The 16131-nt window shown below is 35.3% G+C and carries 15 protein-coding genes and 1 riboswitch; of the genes, 13 read left to right on the top strand and 2 right to left on the bottom strand.

From position 1 onward, the window contains the following. Positions 1–56 precede the first annotated feature (56 nt). A riboswitch (SAM riboswitch) is annotated at positions 57–173 on the top strand. A gap of 50 nt (positions 174–223) precedes the next feature. Genes ACKC83_RS02785 through ACKC83_RS02760 form a run of 6 tightly spaced genes read left to right on the top strand, consistent with a single transcriptional unit; the run spans position 224 to position 7021 of the window. Beyond that, positions 224–1225 (top strand): homocysteine S-methyltransferase family protein, encoded by a 1002-nt coding sequence (locus tag ACKC83_RS02785; RefSeq protein WP_434036958.1) that lies wholly within the window; start codon positions 224–226, stop codon positions 1223–1225. A gap of 25 nt (positions 1226–1250) precedes the next feature. Next, the gene (gene metH / locus ACKC83_RS02780) at positions 1251–3932 is read left to right on the top strand and encodes a methionine synthase (protein ID WP_434036957.1); all 2682 of its coding nucleotides are present in this window, start codon (positions 1251–1253) and stop codon (positions 3930–3932) included. Positions 3933–3944: 12 nt separating this feature from the next. Next, positions 3945–4187, top strand: coding sequence for a hypothetical protein (locus ACKC83_RS02775; RefSeq protein WP_434036956.1), 243 nt, complete (start codon positions 3945–3947; stop codon positions 4185–4187). After that, positions 4187–5143, top strand: coding sequence for a methylenetetrahydrofolate reductase [NAD(P)H] (gene metF, locus ACKC83_RS02770; RefSeq protein ID WP_434036955.1), 957 nt, complete (start codon positions 4187–4189; stop codon positions 5141–5143). The genes ACKC83_RS02775 and metF overlap by 1 nt, the downstream gene beginning before the upstream one ends. 33 nt (positions 5144–5176) lie before the next feature. Beyond that, the gene (locus tag ACKC83_RS02765) at positions 5177–6268 is read left to right on the top strand and encodes an acyloxyacyl hydrolase (RefSeq protein ID WP_434036954.1); all 1092 of its coding nucleotides are present in this window, start codon (positions 5177–5179) and stop codon (positions 6266–6268) included. 3 nt (positions 6269–6271) lie between these two features. Beyond that, a complete protein-coding gene (locus tag ACKC83_RS02760) occupies positions 6272–7021 on the top strand; it encodes a head GIN domain-containing protein (protein ID WP_434036953.1) in 750 nt (249 codons plus the stop codon). On the opposite strand, the gene gldA is transcribed toward ACKC83_RS02760, so the two are convergent. Continuing rightward, positions 7022–7918, bottom strand: coding sequence for a gliding motility-associated ABC transporter ATP-binding subunit GldA (gene gldA / locus ACKC83_RS02755; RefSeq protein ID WP_434036952.1), 897 nt, complete (start codon positions 7916–7918; stop codon positions 7022–7024). A 286-nt stretch (positions 7919–8204) separates the two neighbouring features. On the opposite strand from gldA, the gene ACKC83_RS02750 reads away from it, so the two are divergent. From ACKC83_RS02750 to ACKC83_RS02735, 4 genes are read left to right on the top strand one after another with little or no spacing between them, the layout of a single operon-like run. Beyond that, on the top strand, positions 8205–9032 hold the full coding sequence (locus tag ACKC83_RS02750) for a prephenate dehydratase (RefSeq protein ID WP_434036951.1): 828 nt from the start codon (positions 8205–8207) through the stop codon (positions 9030–9032). Beyond that, positions 9029–10183, top strand: a complete 1155-nt coding sequence (locus tag ACKC83_RS02745) for a pyridoxal phosphate-dependent aminotransferase (RefSeq protein WP_434036950.1) — start codon at positions 9029–9031, stop codon at positions 10181–10183. Before ACKC83_RS02750 ends, ACKC83_RS02745 begins: the two co-directional genes overlap by 4 nt. 6 nt (positions 10184–10189) lie before the next feature. Next, the gene (locus tag ACKC83_RS02740; RefSeq protein ID WP_414036727.1) at positions 10190–11041 is read left to right on the top strand and encodes a prephenate dehydrogenase; all 852 of its coding nucleotides are present in this window, start codon (positions 10190–10192) and stop codon (positions 11039–11041) included. A 14-nt stretch (positions 11042–11055) separates the two neighbouring features. After that, entirely contained in the window at positions 11056–12138 is a 1083-nt protein-coding gene (locus ACKC83_RS02735) for a chorismate mutase (protein ID WP_414036728.1), read from the top strand. A 62-nt stretch (positions 12139–12200) separates the two neighbouring features. Here the strand turns inward: ACKC83_RS02735 and ACKC83_RS02730 are convergent, their stop codons facing one another. After that, positions 12201–12614 carry a hypothetical protein gene (locus tag ACKC83_RS02730; protein WP_434036949.1) on the bottom strand — a complete coding sequence of 138 codons (414 nt, stop codon included), beginning with the start codon at positions 12612–12614 and terminating at the stop codon, positions 12201–12203. Between the two features lie 133 nt (positions 12615–12747). Between ACKC83_RS02730 and rsgA the strand changes: the two genes are divergently transcribed. The 3 genes from rsgA to ACKC83_RS02715 all read left to right on the top strand — a co-directional run bounded on the left by rsgA (position 12748) and on the right by ACKC83_RS02715 (position 16129). Next, positions 12748–13710 (top strand): ribosome small subunit-dependent GTPase A, encoded by a 963-nt coding sequence (rsgA, locus tag ACKC83_RS02725; RefSeq protein WP_414036730.1) that lies wholly within the window; start codon positions 12748–12750, stop codon positions 13708–13710. Beyond that, the gene (gene dtd, locus ACKC83_RS02720; RefSeq protein ID WP_434036948.1) at positions 13710–14162 is read left to right on the top strand and encodes a D-aminoacyl-tRNA deacylase; all 453 of its coding nucleotides are present in this window, start codon (positions 13710–13712) and stop codon (positions 14160–14162) included. The genes rsgA and dtd overlap by 1 nt, the downstream gene beginning before the upstream one ends. An 80-nt stretch (positions 14163–14242) precedes the next feature. Continuing rightward, the gene (locus tag ACKC83_RS02715; RefSeq protein WP_434036947.1) at positions 14243–16129 is read left to right on the top strand and encodes a DUF3857 domain-containing protein; all 1887 of its coding nucleotides are present in this window, start codon (positions 14243–14245) and stop codon (positions 16127–16129) included. The last annotated feature ends 2 nt before the right edge of the window (positions 16130–16131 follow it).

Raw genomic sequence — 16131 nt, 5'->3', positions numbered from 1 at the left:
GAGGATAATAAAAAATTATTACTTTTATTTGTAGCTTAGTTCATAACCATAATAATTCGTTATCACGAAAGGCAGAGGGATAGACCCGGTGAAGCCTTAGCAACCCTTTACCACACTTAAAGAAGGTGCTACATTCTACTCAATGAAATCACTTTCAAAGGGGCAGATAACCCAAGAGAAATTCCTTTCTTTCCTGATGACATACTGATATAAAACATCAAAAATGTCAAACATTTATCAAGCCATTCAACAACGTATTTTAGTGCTAGACGGTGCTATGGGTACCATGTTGCAACGTTATAATTTTTCTGAAGAAGATTTTAGAGGTGAACGTTTTAAAGATTACCCAACATCTTTAAAAGGAAATAACGATTTATTGTCGTTAACCCAACCGCAAGCCATAGCAGCTATTCATCGAAAATATTTCGAAGCAGGAGCAGATATTGTAGAAACCAATACCTTCTCGGGAACAACTATTGCAATGGCAGATTACGACATGGAAGATTTGGTTTACGAACTTAATTTCGAATCGGCCAGAATTGCAAAAGAAGTAGCTGAAGAAATGACGAAAGAAAATCCGGATAAGCCACGATTTGTCGCTGGAAGTATTGGGCCTACAAACCGTACAGCAAGTTTATCTCCAGACGTAGACCGTCCAGAATATCGTGCAGTAACTTTCGAAGAATTAAGAAAAGCCTATCATCAACAAACAGAAGCGTTGTTAGATGGTGGTGTAGATATGCTTTTAGTAGAAACCATTTTCGATACGTTAAATGCGAAAGCGGCATTGTTTGCAATAGATCAAGTGCAAGAAGAACGTGGCATTAAAATTCCTATTATGGTTTCAGGAACCATTACAGATGCATCTGGAAGAACATTGTCCGGCCAAACTGTAGAAGCTTTTTTACTGTCTATTTCTCATATTCCATTATTAAGTGTTGGATTTAATTGCGCCTTAGGAGCCGATCAATTACAGCCGTATTTACAACGTTTATCTAACGAAACAGATTTCTATACCTCTGCGCATCCCAATGCAGGATTGCCTAATGCCTTTGGTGAATACGACCAATCTGCAGAGCAAATGCAAGAACTTATAGAGAACTACTTAAAAGCAAATATTATTAATATTATTGGAGGCTGTTGTGGTACAACGCCAGAACATATTAAATTAATTGCAGAAGTTGCTGCAAAATATAAACCTAGACAAGCCGTTGTTAGCGCTTAATTGAGAATCGAAAAGAAAAAACAGCATGTCAAAAAATAACAAACCTAAATATTTAAGTCTTTCTGGATTAGAGCCATTAATCGTGACTCCAGAAAGTAATTTTATAAATGTAGGAGAACGAACTAATGTTACCGGTTCTAGAAAATTCTTACGATTAATTAAAGAAGAAAAATTCGATGAAGCTTTAGATGTTGCCCGCGACCAAGTAGAAGGTGGTGCGCAAATTATTGATGTAAACATGGACGAAGGAATGTTAGATGGTGCAGAAGCCATGGTAAAATTCTTGAATTTAATTGCGTCAGAACCAGATATTGCTCGTGTACCTATTATGATCGATAGTTCTAAATGGGATATTATTGAAGCAGGTCTTCAAGTGGTTCAGGGAAAATCGGTAGTTAACTCGATCAGTTTAAAAGAAGGTGAAGAAGCATTTATTCATCATGCAAAATTGGTAAAACGCTATGGTGCCGCCATGGTTGTTATGGCATTCGATGAAGATGGACAAGCCGATACGTATCAGCGTAGAATAGACATTTGTAAGCGTTCTTACGATATTTTAGTCGATAAAGTGAAGTTCCCACCCGAAGATATTATTTTCGATCCAAACATTTTTCCAGTAGCAACAGGAATGGATGAGCATCGCTTAAACGCCTTAGATTTCTTTAATGCCACAAAATGGATTCGTGAGAATTTACCTCATGCAAGTGTTTCTGGAGGCGTGAGTAATGTGTCGTTTTCATTTAGAGGAAACACGGTAGTGCGTGAAGCGATAAATTCAGCATTCTTATATCACGCAATTAAACATGGACTGAATATTGGAATTGTAAATCCGACCATGTTGGAGATTTACGACGAAATTCCGAAAGATCTTTTGCAGCATGTCGAAGATGTATTATTTAATCGCAGTGATGATGCGACAGAGCGTTTACTAGATTTTGCAGAAACTGTAAAAGGAGATAAGAAGGTAGACGGCGATAAAGTCTTAGAATGGCGTAGTCACGAATTGCAAGATAGAATTACGCACGCTCTGGTAAAAGGTATCGACGCTTTTATTATTGAAGATGTAGAGCAAGCGCGACAAGAAAGTGAGAAACCTATTCATGTTATCGAAGGTCATTTAATGATAGGAATGAATGTCGTGGGAGATTTATTTGGGAGCGGAAAAATGTTCTTGCCTCAAGTTGTTAAATCTGCACGTGTCATGAAAAAAGCTGTGGCTTATTTACAGCCTTTTATTGAAGCAGAAAAAGACGGAAAACAAGAGTTTGCTGGTAAAATATTAATGGCTACCGTAAAAGGGGATGTTCACGATATTGGTAAAAATATTGTAAGCGTTGTACTAGGGTGTAATAATTACGAGATTGTAGATCTTGGTGTTATGGTGCCACCAGAAAAAATTATAGAAAGAGCAAAAGCCGAGAATGTAGATGCCATTGGATTAAGCGGATTAATAACACCGTCTCTGGACGAAATGGTGTACCTGTCTAAAGAAATGGAACGTCAGAAGTTTACAATTCCATTACTTATTGGTGGAGCAACAACTTCTAGAGCACACTCTGCAGTTAAAATTGCTCCTAATTATACAAATGCGGTTGTGCATGTAAACGATGCTTCTAGAGCAGTTACTGTAGTAGGTAATTTGTTAGGAGCAGATAATAAAGTGTACAAAGAACAGATTCGTGAGGAGTACGAAAAATTCCGTGAACAGTTTTTAAAACGCGGAAAAAAGAAAAATTTCGTTACGATAGAAGATGCGAGAAAGCGTAAATTTAAAATTGATTGGAATACATCAGAAATTGTAAAGCCTAATCAATTGGGTATTCAAGTTATTCAAGATTTCGACCTTAAAAAGTTGGAAGAATTTATAGATTGGAGTCCGTTTTTTAGAAGTTGGGATTTACATGGAAGATATCCAGATATCTTAACCGATGAGGTGGTAGGCGAGCAAGCCACAGAATTGTTTGCCGATGCTAAAGAATTATTGAAACGCGTGTTAGATGAGAAATTATTAGGCGCTAAAGCCATTTTTGGGTTGTTTCCTGCGAACACGATTAATGACGATGATATTGAGATTTATGATGAAGACGGAAAAACTAAAGTTACCTTTTTAACCTTACGTCAGCAATTAGATAAGCGCGAAGGCGTTCCTAATTTTGCTTTATCCGATTTTATTGCTCCAAAAGACACCGGAATTCAGGATTACATGGGATGTTTCTGTGTAAGTACAGGTTTTGGGACAGCAGATTTAGCAAAAGAATTTGAAGCCAATCATGACGACTACAATTCGATTATGATAAAAGCCATAGCCGATCGTTTGGCAGAAGCTTTTGCAGAATATCTTCATAAAGAAATCAGAATAAATTATTGGGGTTACGATTCTAGTGAAACACTTTCTAACGAAGATTTAATTAAAGAAACCTATAAGGGTGTTCGTCCAGCACCGGGATATCCTGCTTGTCCAGATCACCTAGAAAAGAAAACCATTTGGAAACTTTTAAAGGTGAAGGAAGAAATTGGAGTAGAGATAACAGATAGTTTAGCCATGTGGCCTGCAGCCAGTGTAAGTGGGTATTATTTTGCAAATAAAGAAGCGAAGTACTTTGGTTTGGGTAAAATCACCAACGATCAGTTAGTAGATTATGCGAAGCGTCGTGGTATAAGTAACGAAGAAGCAGAAAAGTGGCTAAGTCCGAATCTGGCCGATTAAATTGATATAATTATGAGTAAGAAATTCATAGAATTACATTTGGGTGGCCATAGTATTGTTCATGGTTTCGATGCTGATAATAAAGAAATTAGTGAGCGCGTAGAAGCCGAAAATTTTACTAAAAAAACGGTGGCAATTTCGCGCATTAAATCGGTTAGTGAAAATTTTATATTAACAGATTACATGGATGGTCGACTTATATATTGGGAATATAAGGAAGACTACGAAACGATTAAAAAGGCATTGACTAAATAATGAAAGTTACAGATCACATAAAACAAGCCAACGGAAAAACATTATTCTCTTTTGAAGTTATTCCGCCTCAGAAAGGTAAAAATATTCAAGATTTATATAATAATATAGATCCGTTAATGGAGTTTAAACCTCCATTTATTGATGTTACTACGTCTCGCGAAGAGTATGTTTACGTCGATAAAGGTAACGGACTTTTAGATAAACGCATCACCCGTATGCGTCCTGGAACAGTTGGTATTTGCGCTTCAATTATGCATAAATATAAAGTCGATGCTATTCCGCATTTACTTTGTGGTGGTTTTACAAAAGAAGAAACCGAGTATGTTTTAGTCGATTGTCATTATTTAGGTTTAGACAATGTGGTGGCTTTGCGTGGTGATGCGCGTAAAGACGAATCGTATTTTAAAGCTACTCCAGGCGGAAACAAGTATGCTAGTGAATTGGTAGAGCAAATTTCTAATCTTAATCAAGGGAAATACCTTCACGACGATATTAAAGTAGAACATAATTACGATTTCTGTATTGGTGTGGCTGGATATCCAGAAAAACACATGGAAGCACCATCTTTAAATACAGATTTAAAACGATTAAAAGCGAAGGTAGATGCCGGAGCCGATTATGTGGTAACACAGATGTTTTTCGACAATCAGAAATATTTCGATTTTGTAGAAAAAGCGCGAGCTATCGGGATTACTATTCCTATTATTCCGGGAATTAAACCAATCGCTGTACAACGTCATCTACAAATCTTACCTCAAGTTTTTAAAATCGATTTACCAGAAGATTTAATCGATGCGGTAGAAGGATGTAAAGATAGTAAAGCGGTGAGACAAGTCGGAATCGAATTTGCTATTCAGCAATCTAAAGAATTAAAAGACGCTGGCGTTCCATTTTTACATTACTATTCTATGGGAAAAAGTGATAATATAAAAGCCATTGCGTCTGCGTTGTTTTAATAAATCTGTTACTTTTGACCCTCAAATAGTTTTATGAAGCACCTACTACTTTTACTGTGTTTTGCGATTTCATCTATAATGTTTTCACAAGAGACAACAAATTCATCTTATGTAGATGTCAATTATTTTAGAGGCAATATTGCCCTTCATAATAATAGTATTTTACACCTTATTCAGGGACATCCGGAAGGTGTAATTGTGGGGTGGAATAAAAAGACATTCGGTAATCAAGACTGGCAAGAAGCTTATAATTACCCGGAATATGGAGTGTCTTTTTCGTATCAGAATTTAAAAAATGAAACTCTAGGCAATAATTATGCGGTTTACGCACATTACAATTTCTATTTTTTTAAACGGAATTTAATGTTGCGCATTGGCCAAGGTCTAGCTTATAACACCAATCCGTACGATAAACACGATAATTTTAAGAATACAGCTTTTGGTTCGACTATTTTAAGTGGAACGTATTTTATGGTGAATTATAAGCGCGAACGTATTTTTGACCGTTTCGGAATTCAGGCCGGCCTATCGCTTCTTCATTATTCTAATGCTAATTTTGTGGCGCCCAATGCGAGTATTAATACGGTAGCACTTAATGTTGGGGTGACTTATAATCTGGAGGACGAAGATCCTGAGTTTGTGCATTCTGAAGTTACAGAAAAATTCACGCAGCCTATAAAATATAATTTGGCTTTTCGTAGTGGTGTTAATGAAAGTGATGTTATCGGCATGGGCCAATCTGCTTTTTATGTGCTTTCTGCTTATGCAGACAAGCGGTTGTCTAGAAAAAGTGCGGTACAAGTGGGAACAGATGTGTTTTTTTCTAATTTCTTAAAAGATTTAATAGCATATAATGCGGTGGCTTTTCCAGAACGAAATATAGATGCGGATACCGATTATAAACGTGTAGGTTTATTTGTAGGTCACGAGCTATTTATAAATAAAATGTCTATCGAAACACAAGTGGGGTACTACGTGTATTATCCGTTCGATTTTGAAGGCCAAACGTATTTAAGAGTTGGATTAAAACGGTATTTTGGAGAAAAATGGTTCGGAGCTGTTACGCTGAAAACGCATGGAGCAAAGGCAGAATGTGTAGAATTTGGAGTAGGAATACGGTTGTAAAAGATGAAAAAGATATTAGCCATATTATTAGTAGTATTTGTATGCTCTTGCGATAGCGAAAGCGCTAACGATTGTTTTCAAACAAGCGGAACAATCATCTCAAAAACGATAGAATTAGATGCTTTTGAAAAAATTCTAGTGAATAGAAATATAGAATTAACTATAATTCAGGGTGCAGAATTAAAAGCGCTTATCGAAACTGGCGAAAACTTAATGAACGATGTTGAGGTTAAAGTTGTCGCTGGTGAATTACAGTTAACAGATCACAATACGTGTAACTTGTTTAGAGATTACGATCCTACTAAGATTACGATAACAGCACCATATTTTAATGTAATTAGAAGTTCGACGCAGTTCGAAATAAAATCTGAAGGTGTTCTAACACTTGATAAACTAGAACTGTTCTCGGAAGATTATAATAATTCCGAAGTTTTTACTGTGGGCGATTTTAGATTACAAGTAGACGTAGAAGAATTAGATGTGGTGTCTAATAATATTTCGGTGTATTATATATCTGGAAACTCTAATACACTATCGGTTGGATTTTATGCTGGAGGCGGACGCTTTGAGGGCGCCAATTTAATAGCAAATACCGTAAATGTTTACCATAGAGGTAGTAACGATATTATTGTTAATCCGCAAGAATCCTTAACCGGAGAGCTAGTAAGTACGGGCGATTTAATATCTAAAAACAGACCTGCAACTATAGACGTCGATGTAAAATTTAAAGGACAATTATATTTCGAAGATTAATTAATCTTGTGTCATTGTCCTAAATAGCTCTTCTAAACTCTCGTTTTTCTGAGTCAGTTGAAAAATTTTCAATTCATTGTCATGGGCAAAATCAAATACTTTCGGACGCATATCTTCAGCCGTTGCAAAAGTGATTTCATATACAAATCCATAAGTGTTGGCTACAGAAGTAACATGTGGTAAACGGAGTAAAAACGCATCTTCTACACGAAAATCAAACTCCACTAAAACAACTTGAGCTTTTCCTGCCTGTAAATCTTTTAACTTCTTATCTGCAACAATCTGCCCCTTATTAATAATAATTACGCGGTCGCACATGGCTTCAACCTCTTGCATGATGTGGGTAGACAGAAAAACCGTTTTTGTTTTTCCAATATCTCTAATCAGTTCGCGAATAGACACCAATTGATTTGGATCTAAACCCGTTGTAGGTTCGTCTAATATCAATACCTCAGGGTCGTGTAGTAAGGCATTTGCTAAGCCCACACGTTGGCGATATCCTTTAGAAAGCTGACCGATTTTTTTATGGGATTCCGGCGTTAAACCTGTGAGTTCAATAACTTCGGCAATACGTTGTTTAGAGACGTGGTATATATCTGCGTTAAACGCTAAATATTCTTTAATATACATATCTAAATACAACGGGTTGTGTTCGGGAAGGTATCCTACACTCTGTTGCACTTTATTCATGTTTTCCTGAACATTAAAGCCATTCACTTCAGCCTTACCTGAAGAGGCATCTATAAAAGTGGTTAAAATTTTCATCATTGTAGATTTTCCAGCACCATTTGGTCCTAAAAAACCAACAACTTCTGGTTTTCCTACAGAAAACGAAATATTATCTAGTACTTTTTGAGTACCATACACTTTACTAAGTTCTTCTACCTTTATTGACATTTTACTATACTTTACTCAAAAGTAAACATTATATAATTTATTTTACGAATAACCTTAATTTCTTTAAAACTATATAGATAAATCAAAATAAATAATTGAAATGTTTTGTAATGTGAAATTATTATCTAATTTAGTGGCCACAAAAGCAATATATGCAAAATACAAGTTTCACATATTTTAATTTTTTCTATTTCTTTTTTAGCAAGAGGAATGAGGCGTTGTATGTGTAATTTATAAGGATAAATTTAATATAAAGTCTCGATGAAAATCGAGACTTTTTTTATATATGGTAAAAACAGTTTCAATTCAAGGTATAAAGGGATCATTCCATCACATCGTTGCTAAAACGTATTTTGATAACGATGTAGAAATTGATGAATGCATGTCTTTCGACGCTGTGGTCGATAATCTTATTAGTAAAAAAAGTGATGTGGCGGTTATGGCTCTGGAGAATACCATTGCTGGATCAATTTTACCAAATTACGCGTTAATAGATAAGTTTAATCTTCATATAATCGGGGAGCACTATTTGGATATTCAGCATAATTTAATGGCTTATCCAGGTCAGAAAATAGAAGACATTAAAGAAGTGTATTCGCATCCTATGGCTTTATTGCAGTGTAAAATTTTCTTTAAAGATTACCCGCATATTAAGTTGGTAGAAGATAAAGATACAGCAGAAACTGCGGAGCGTATTAAAACAAACCAATTAATGGGAGTTGCAGCTATTGCAAGTAAAACGGCTGCAGAAATTTTTGGATTGGAAATTTTGGCTGAAAGTATTCAGACGATAAAAGAAAACGAAACGCGATTTGTAATAGTAAAAACACAGAATTCTGTTTTAGATGAAAGTGAAATTACTAAGGCGTCTATCCGATTTGTGGTAGAACATAAACGCGGTAGCTTAGCAAGTGTTTTAAATGTACTTAGCGATTGTAGAATGAGTTTAACTAAAATACAATCGTTACCAAAGATTGAAACCCCTTGGAAATATGCATTTTTTGTGGATGTAACATTCTTAAAATATAGCAATTTCGAGAAAGCAAAATCCATATTAGATATTATGGTGAAGGAATTTAAAGTACTTGGCGAATATAAAAACGCAAAATTATGATAACTGTAGCAAACAGGTTACAAACGGTCGAGGAATACTACTTCTCTAAAAAATTAAGAGAAGTAAATGCCTTAAAAGCAAGTGGGAAACCGATAATAAATCTTGGGATAGGAAGCCCAGATTTAATGCCACCACAACGTGTAGTAGATGCTATTACCGAAAGTTTTAAATACCCAAATGTACACCAATATCAGAGTTATCAAGGTTTGCCAGAATTGCGCGAAGCTATGGGCGCATTTTACAAAGCACAATTTGGTGTAAATGTAGATCCGGCTTCAGAAATTTTGCCTTTAATGGGAAGTAAAGAAGGCATTCTTCATATTTCTATGGCTTTTTTAAATGCTGGGGACGAGGTTTTAATTCCGAATCCAGGATATCCAACCTATGCATCGGTTACTAAATTAGTTGAAGCGAAAGCGGTGACTTACGATTTAGATGAAACCAACGGGTGGTTACCAGATTTAGATGCTTTAGAGCAAACAGATTTAAGTAAAGTAAAAGTGATGTGGGTTAATTATCCGCATATGCCAACGGGTGCAAATGCCACCGAAGCCTTATACCAAGATTTGGTTGCTTTTGCCAAGCGTAATGATATATTAATTGTTAACGATAACCCATATAGTTTTGTTTTAAACAACAATCCTAGAAGTATTTTAAGTGTTCCAGGAGCAAAAGATGTATGTGTAGAGCTTAATTCGTTAAGCAAAACATTTAACATGGCAGGTTGGCGCGTTGGAATGGTTTTAGGAAATGCAGAACATTTAGGCGCTATTTTAAAAGTTAAAAGTAATATGGATTCTGGAATGTTTTACGGCATACAGAAAGGTGCTATTGAAGCTTTAAAAAGTACAGACGAATGGTTTAAAAACCTAAATGTGGCTTATGAAAAACGACGTAAACTGGTTTGGGAACTTGCAGATTTATTAGGTTGTACTTACGACGAGAGTACCACAGGTTTATTTGTATGGTCTAAATTACCAGCGGGTGTAGATGCCGAATCGTTTATTGATAAAATCTTATATGATAATTCAATTTTCATCACTCCAGGAATCATTTTTGGAAGTCAAGGTAAAGGCTATATTCGTTTTTCGTTATGTGCATCAGAAGAGCAATTACAAGAAGCAATTACCCGAATTAGAACTCAAAACTAAATACTTATGGATAATATAGTAGTAATAGGTATTGGTCTAATTGGTGGGAGTATGGTAAAAGACCTTAAAAAGGTGCATCCAGAAACTAAGATAATTGGTGTAGATAAAAATCCCGATCATGTTAATCAAGCTTTAGTAAGCGGTTTAATAGATGAAAAAGGAACGTTAGATGCTGTTAAAAATGCAGACCTCGTTATTTTATCTATTCCTGTAGATGCGTCGGTAGAATTACTTCCAAAGATTTTAGATTTAGTGTCTGACGATACTTTGGTAATAGATGTCGGGTCTACCAAACTAGATGTTTGTCATAAGGTAGAACATCATATAAATAGAAGAAATTATTTATCGTGTCATCCTATTGCGGGAACAGAATTTTCAGGACCTCAAGCCGCGATTAATGGTTTGTTTAAAGACAAAACAAACATTATTTGCGAAGTCGAGAAAACAGCATTTAAATTGCAAGAACGTGCTTTACGTGTGTTTTCAGATTTAGGTATGCGTATTCGATATATGAATCCAGAATCGCACGATAAACATATAGCCTATGTGTCGCACTTATCGCATATTAGCTCCTTTATGTTAGGGAAAACGGTAATCGATAAAGAACGTAACGAACGTGATATTTTTGATATGGCGGGGAGTGGATTTGCATCGACAGTGCGTTTAGCAAAAAGTTCACCAAATATGTGGACACCCATTTTTAAACAAAACAAAACTAATGTTATTGAGACATTAGATGAATATATTAACAACCTTAATCAATTTAAAATTTTATTAGAGAAAGATGACTTTGAAGCTATTTTTAACGAGATGAGAAACACAAATCGCATTAAAGATATTTTAAAAGGAATTGCTTAAAAAGTAGTAACATTATGGAAAACAAGAAAGAATTAAGAACCTGGTTAGACGATTTAAAATTAGATCACCCATTAGTAATCGCAGGTCCTTGTAGCGCAGAAACAGAAGAGCAAGTATTAAAAATTGCAAATGAGTTAAAAGATACAGATGTAAGCTATTTTAGAGCAGGAATTTGGAAGCCAAGAACTAGACCAGGAATGTTCGAAGGAGTTGGTGCTTTAGGTTTAAAATGGTTACAACGTGTTAAGGCAGAAACAGGAATGAAAATTGCTACCGAAGTAGCAAATGCAGCACACGTAAAATTAGCTTTAGAACACGACGTAGATTTATTATGGATTGGAGCGCGTTCTACAGTTAGCCCATTTATCGTTCAAGAAATTGCAGATGCATTAGAAGGAACAGATAAAATTGTATTGATTAAAAACCCAGTAAACCCAGATTTAGCATTGTGGTTAGGTGCTGTAGAGCGTTTAGCAACAGCTAACATTAAAAATTTAGGGGTTATTCATAGAGGGTTTTCAACTTACGAGAAAACAAAATATAGAAACAATCCAGAATGGCAATTAGCGATTGAATTACAATCTAAATTCCCAGATTTACCAATAATTAACGACCCATCACATATTACAGGAAAACGTGATATGATTTTTGATGTTTGTCAAACGGCTTTAGATTTAAACTTTGACGGTTTAATGATTGAAACACATTACGATCCGGACAATGCTTGGAGTGATGCGGCACAGCAAGTAACACCTTCTGTTCTTGTTCAGATTATGAAAGATCTTAAAATTAGAAAAGAAACAGATTCTGAAGCAGATTATTTAACAGCTTTAAGTAATTTAAGAGCTAAAATTGATATCATCGATAATCAAGTTATCGATCTTTTAGGTAAGCGTATGGTTGTTGCAGATGGTATTGGAACATTAAAACGTCAGAAAAACGTATCTGTATTACAGAGTAAGCGTTGGAATGAAATTTTAGGAGCGATGGTATTAGAAGGGCAAGAGCATGGTTTAAGTGAAGAATTTATCTTAAAAATGTTCAAGGCAATTCACCAAGAATCTATCAATCACCAAGAAAAAATAATCAATAAATAAGATTGTATTGTTTATATTATAATCAAAAGGGCTCGCAATTGCGGGCCCTTTTTTAGTCTGTTTTATTTATTTCTTTTAAAAATATAACGCGTTATAAAAATTCCTTGTCCATCGTTTGTTCCTGCATCGCTTTCAACAGCACTGCTTACAAAAGCCAATTCCCAACCTTCTTCAGTCATGGTGTTTATTTTAGAGCTCACTACAGCATCATTAGAAGCGATATTTTGAAAACGAATTCCGGCAACATTATAGAAATTTAAAAGTTTAGTTTCTTCATAATTCTTCACGCGTAAATCCCCGCGATCAGATTTGTTTCTTTTGGATTCCTCAGTAGTTTGTTCAGATGTGAAATCTTTGTAATCACGTTCATCGACAGACGAAATTAAGCGAGATCGTCCTATTCCGTTAGGAACAATAGATTCTACAGATGTAATAATTTTGTATTCCACTTGTGCCGTTACCTCTGTAAAGCACATAAAACAAAACAGAGCAATAAATAATAATCAATTCATAAGTTCAGGGTTAAAAATTAATGAAAACTAACACAATTGTTTTTGTACTAATTAAATTATTTTTTAGTCTTCAATTTTTGTGGCATCTTTGTAGTTCATGACAGGAACAGTATATAAATCAACAGGGAGCTGGTACACCGTAAAAACACCAAACGGTGAGACTTACGACTGCCGTATAAAAGGGAAATTTAGACTTAAAGGTATTAAGAGTACCAATCCAATATCTGTTGGAGATTTGGTCGATTTTGAGATAGAAACTCTGGATAATGTTACTACAGGAGTGATTCATCACATTCACGATCGTAAGAACTATATTGTTCGTAAATCTGTAAATCTTTCTAAGCAAACACATATTATAGCATCTAATATCGATCAGGTGTTTTTATTAATAACTATTAATAATCCGCCTACGCTTACCAGTTTTATAGATCGTTTTCTAGTCACTGCCGAAGCTTATGCTATTAAAACTGTTTTGCTTTTTAACAAAATAGATGTTTACGACGAGAAAACTATTCTAGAAGTACGTTATTTAGCATCTGTGTATCGGGCAATAGGTTATGAATGTATTGGGATTTCTGCCGAAACAGGTAAGAATTTAGACAAAGTAAAAGCATTAATGCTAGGTAAAGTTAGCATGTTTGCTGGGCACTCTGGAGTAGGGAAATCTACACTGGTAAACGCTTTAGAACCTACTTTAGATTTAAAGACAAAAGCGATTTCTTCGCAACATATGCAAGGGCAACATACTACGACATTTGCAGAGATGTTCGACTTAAGTTTCGATGCTAGAATTATAGACACGCCAGGAATTAAAGGTTTTGGTGTTGTAGATATGGAAAAGGTAGAAATAGGAGATTATTTTCCTGAATTTTTTGCCTTAAAACAAGATTGTAAATTTAATAACTGCCTGCATATAGAAGAGCCAAAATGTGCTGTAAAGGATGCCTTAGATCGTGACGAGATTTCTTTTTCTCGCTACAGAAGTTATGTGCAAATTGTAGAAGGCGAAGAAGAACATTATCGAACCGATATTTGGGATAAAGATCAAGAAGGATTTTAATGAAAGCAGTAATTCAACGTGTATCACAAGCTAGCGTCACAATTGCGGGCGATAAAGTCGCGAATATATCTAACGGACTTTTAGTTTTATTAGGAATTGTAGCCGAAGATACTCAAGAAGACATTGCATGGTTGTCTAAAAAAATAGCGAATCTGCGCATTTTTGAAGATGAAGCTGGTGTGATGAATACATCTTTAATCACCAGTGAAGGAGACGCTATTGTGGTGAGTCAGTTTACACTGTATGCGTCTACAAAAAAAGGTAACAGACCAAGTTATATTAAAGCCGCAAAACCAGATATCGCTATTCCATTATACGAAGCTTTTGTGGTACAATTAGAAACCGACCTCGGGAAATCCGTGCAAACTGGTGAGTTTGGTGCAGATATGAAAGTAGAATTAATTAACGACGGTCCAGTTACTATTATTATTGATTCTAAAAACAAGGAATAAATAGGATTTAGGTAGATTTTATTAATAAATAATGTTAAATTTATTAAGCCCAAATTTGCCAAATTATGTTAATTAAATACATGTTAAGCCTTTTTTTTATAGGTCTAACAGCATCACTACCTGCACAATCTAGTTTTAGCGCTAATCCTATATTAAAAGCAACCTTAGCAAAAAATGCAAATGTATTAGTTAAAACAAACGCTGTAGAAATACATATACTTAACTATAACAAGATGGTGATTAAAACCCATCGCACAGTCACGATCTATAACGCGTCTGGAGATAGCAAAGCTTATGCCTACGAACCTTACGATAGCTCTACAAAAATAAAAACATTAGAAGCGACAGTTTATGACGCTTCTGGCAATAAAGTGAAACGTTATAAGGAAAAAGATTTTAACGATGCTGCGCGTGCCGATGGCATTTCTATTTATAACGACGATCGCATAAAGTATTTAGAACACCAATCGGTTTCTTATCCATATACCATAGATTATATTTCGGAAGTAGAACATTCCATGACTGCATTTCTTCCTTCGTGGTCGCCTTTAGAAGCCTATTATACTAGTGTTTTACATACATCTTATCAAATTATAAACGATACCGATGTGCCTTTAGCTTTAAAAGAAGAACATTTTAATGGGTATAATATTACTAAAAAAGGGGACTATCATTTTGTAGCAGAACATTTAAAGGCAATTAAACCAGAAGCGTATAGCCCAGATTTTTATACGTTCGCCCCGCGCTTAAAAGTTGCTATGCAAACCTTCGATATGAAAGGTGTTCAGGGCATAAATACCAATTGGCAAGATTTTGGTGCCTGGGTTTACGAAAGCTTGCTTGCCGATACACAAGAACTTCCGGAAGGTGTAATTACCACCATAAAAGCATTAACAGCAGAAGCATCTACCAACGAAGAAAAAGCTAGAATTGTGTATGATTATCTTCAAAAGAAAGCCAGATACATTAGTGTGCAAGTAGGAATTGGTGGTTGGAAACCTATGTTGGCTAAAGATGTAGATCGATTGAGTTATGGCGATTGTAAAGCGCTTTCAAATTATACACATGCGTTGTTAAATGTAGTGGGAGTGCCGTCTTATTATGCTTTAATTTATGGAGGTGAAGAGATTAAAAATATAGATAAGGATTTTTCAAGCACGCAAGGTAATCATGCGGTATTAACCATTCCTTCAGAAGATGGATATGTTTGGTTAGAATGTACGAGTCAGAAAACACCGTTTGGATATATTGCTAATTTTACAGACGATAGAGATGCGTTAATTATAACTCCAGAGGGTGGTAAAATTGTGCATACTAAGATTTATAAAACCGAAGAAAATCTATTACACACTTCAGCTAACATTCAATTACATAATGATGGAAGTTTTGACGCTGATGTTGAGGTCAAATCCTACGGAACCCAATATCGTGGAGCTCGCGGTTTGGAAGAGGATACAGAGAAAAATCAGAAATTAAGATTTAAAGATAATTGGGATCATATTAATGATTTAGAGATTAAGGATGTCGCTTACTCTAACAATAAGCGAGATATTGAGTTTACAGAGAACGTATCGGTTTCGGCGCGAAATTATGGGTCCAAATCGGGTAAAAGATTGTTGTTAGCACCTAATGTGTTTAATAAATTGGTTCATGTTCCGCCAAGATACACTAACCGCACCATGCCTATTCAAATAGAGCGTGGTTTTATAGACACAGATTCCTATCAAATTCATCTAGAAGACGGATTGGCCGTTGAAGCGCTACAGAAAGATGTGGCTCTAGAAACAAAATTTGGCTCGTATTATTCATCCATAAAAGAAGAGGAAAACGGTTCTCTAACATATACCCGAAAATTAACCTATAACAAAGGCTTATATCCTAAAGAGGATTACCAGGCGTATAGAGATTTTTGGATCACGGTTTCCAAACTCGATAATGCTAAAATTGTTCTATTAATTAATATTTAAAC

Origin of the sequence: Formosa bonchosmolovskayae, from assembly GCF_051016085.1 — a bacterium.
GTDB lineage: Bacteria > Bacteroidota > Bacteroidia > Flavobacteriales > Flavobacteriaceae > Formosa.
This window is presented reverse-complemented; position numbering and strand designations above follow the sequence as displayed.

Bases quoted from the DNA above. Each gene is read 5' to 3' on its own strand.
- rsgA (WP_414036730.1), top strand. From the start codon at position 12,748: ATGACAGGAACAGTATATAAATCAACAGGGAGCTGGTACACCGTAAAA.
- ACKC83_RS02715 (WP_434036947.1), top strand. From the start codon at position 14,243: ATGTTAAGCCTTTTTTTTATAGGTCTAACAGCATCACTACCTGCACAA.
- metF (WP_434036955.1), top strand. From the start codon at position 4,187: ATGAAAGTTACAGATCACATAAAACAAGCCAACGGAAAAACATTATTC.
- ACKC83_RS02740 (WP_414036727.1), top strand. From the start codon at position 10,190: ATGGATAATATAGTAGTAATAGGTATTGGTCTAATTGGTGGGAGTATG.
- ACKC83_RS02785 (WP_434036958.1), top strand. From the start codon at position 224: ATGTCAAACATTTATCAAGCCATTCAACAACGTATTTTAGTGCTAGAC.
- ACKC83_RS02775 (WP_434036956.1), top strand. From the start codon at position 3,945: ATGAGTAAGAAATTCATAGAATTACATTTGGGTGGCCATAGTATTGTT.
- gldA (WP_434036952.1), bottom strand. From the start codon at position 7,918: ATGTCAATAAAGGTAGAAGAACTTAGTAAAGTGTATGGTACTCAAAAA.
- ACKC83_RS02730 (WP_434036949.1), bottom strand. From the start codon at position 12,614: ATGTGCTTTACAGAGGTAACGGCACAAGTGGAATACAAAATTATTACA.
- metH (WP_434036957.1), top strand. From the start codon at position 1,251: ATGTCAAAAAATAACAAACCTAAATATTTAAGTCTTTCTGGATTAGAG.
- dtd (WP_434036948.1), top strand. From the start codon at position 13,710: ATGAAAGCAGTAATTCAACGTGTATCACAAGCTAGCGTCACAATTGCG.
- ACKC83_RS02765 (WP_434036954.1), top strand. From the start codon at position 5,177: ATGAAGCACCTACTACTTTTACTGTGTTTTGCGATTTCATCTATAATG.
- ACKC83_RS02745 (WP_434036950.1), top strand. From the start codon at position 9,029: ATGATAACTGTAGCAAACAGGTTACAAACGGTCGAGGAATACTACTTC.
- ACKC83_RS02750 (WP_434036951.1), top strand. From the start codon at position 8,205: ATGGTAAAAACAGTTTCAATTCAAGGTATAAAGGGATCATTCCATCAC.
- ACKC83_RS02760 (WP_434036953.1), top strand. From the start codon at position 6,272: ATGAAAAAGATATTAGCCATATTATTAGTAGTATTTGTATGCTCTTGC.
- ACKC83_RS02735 (WP_414036728.1), top strand. From the start codon at position 11,056: ATGGAAAACAAGAAAGAATTAAGAACCTGGTTAGACGATTTAAAATTA.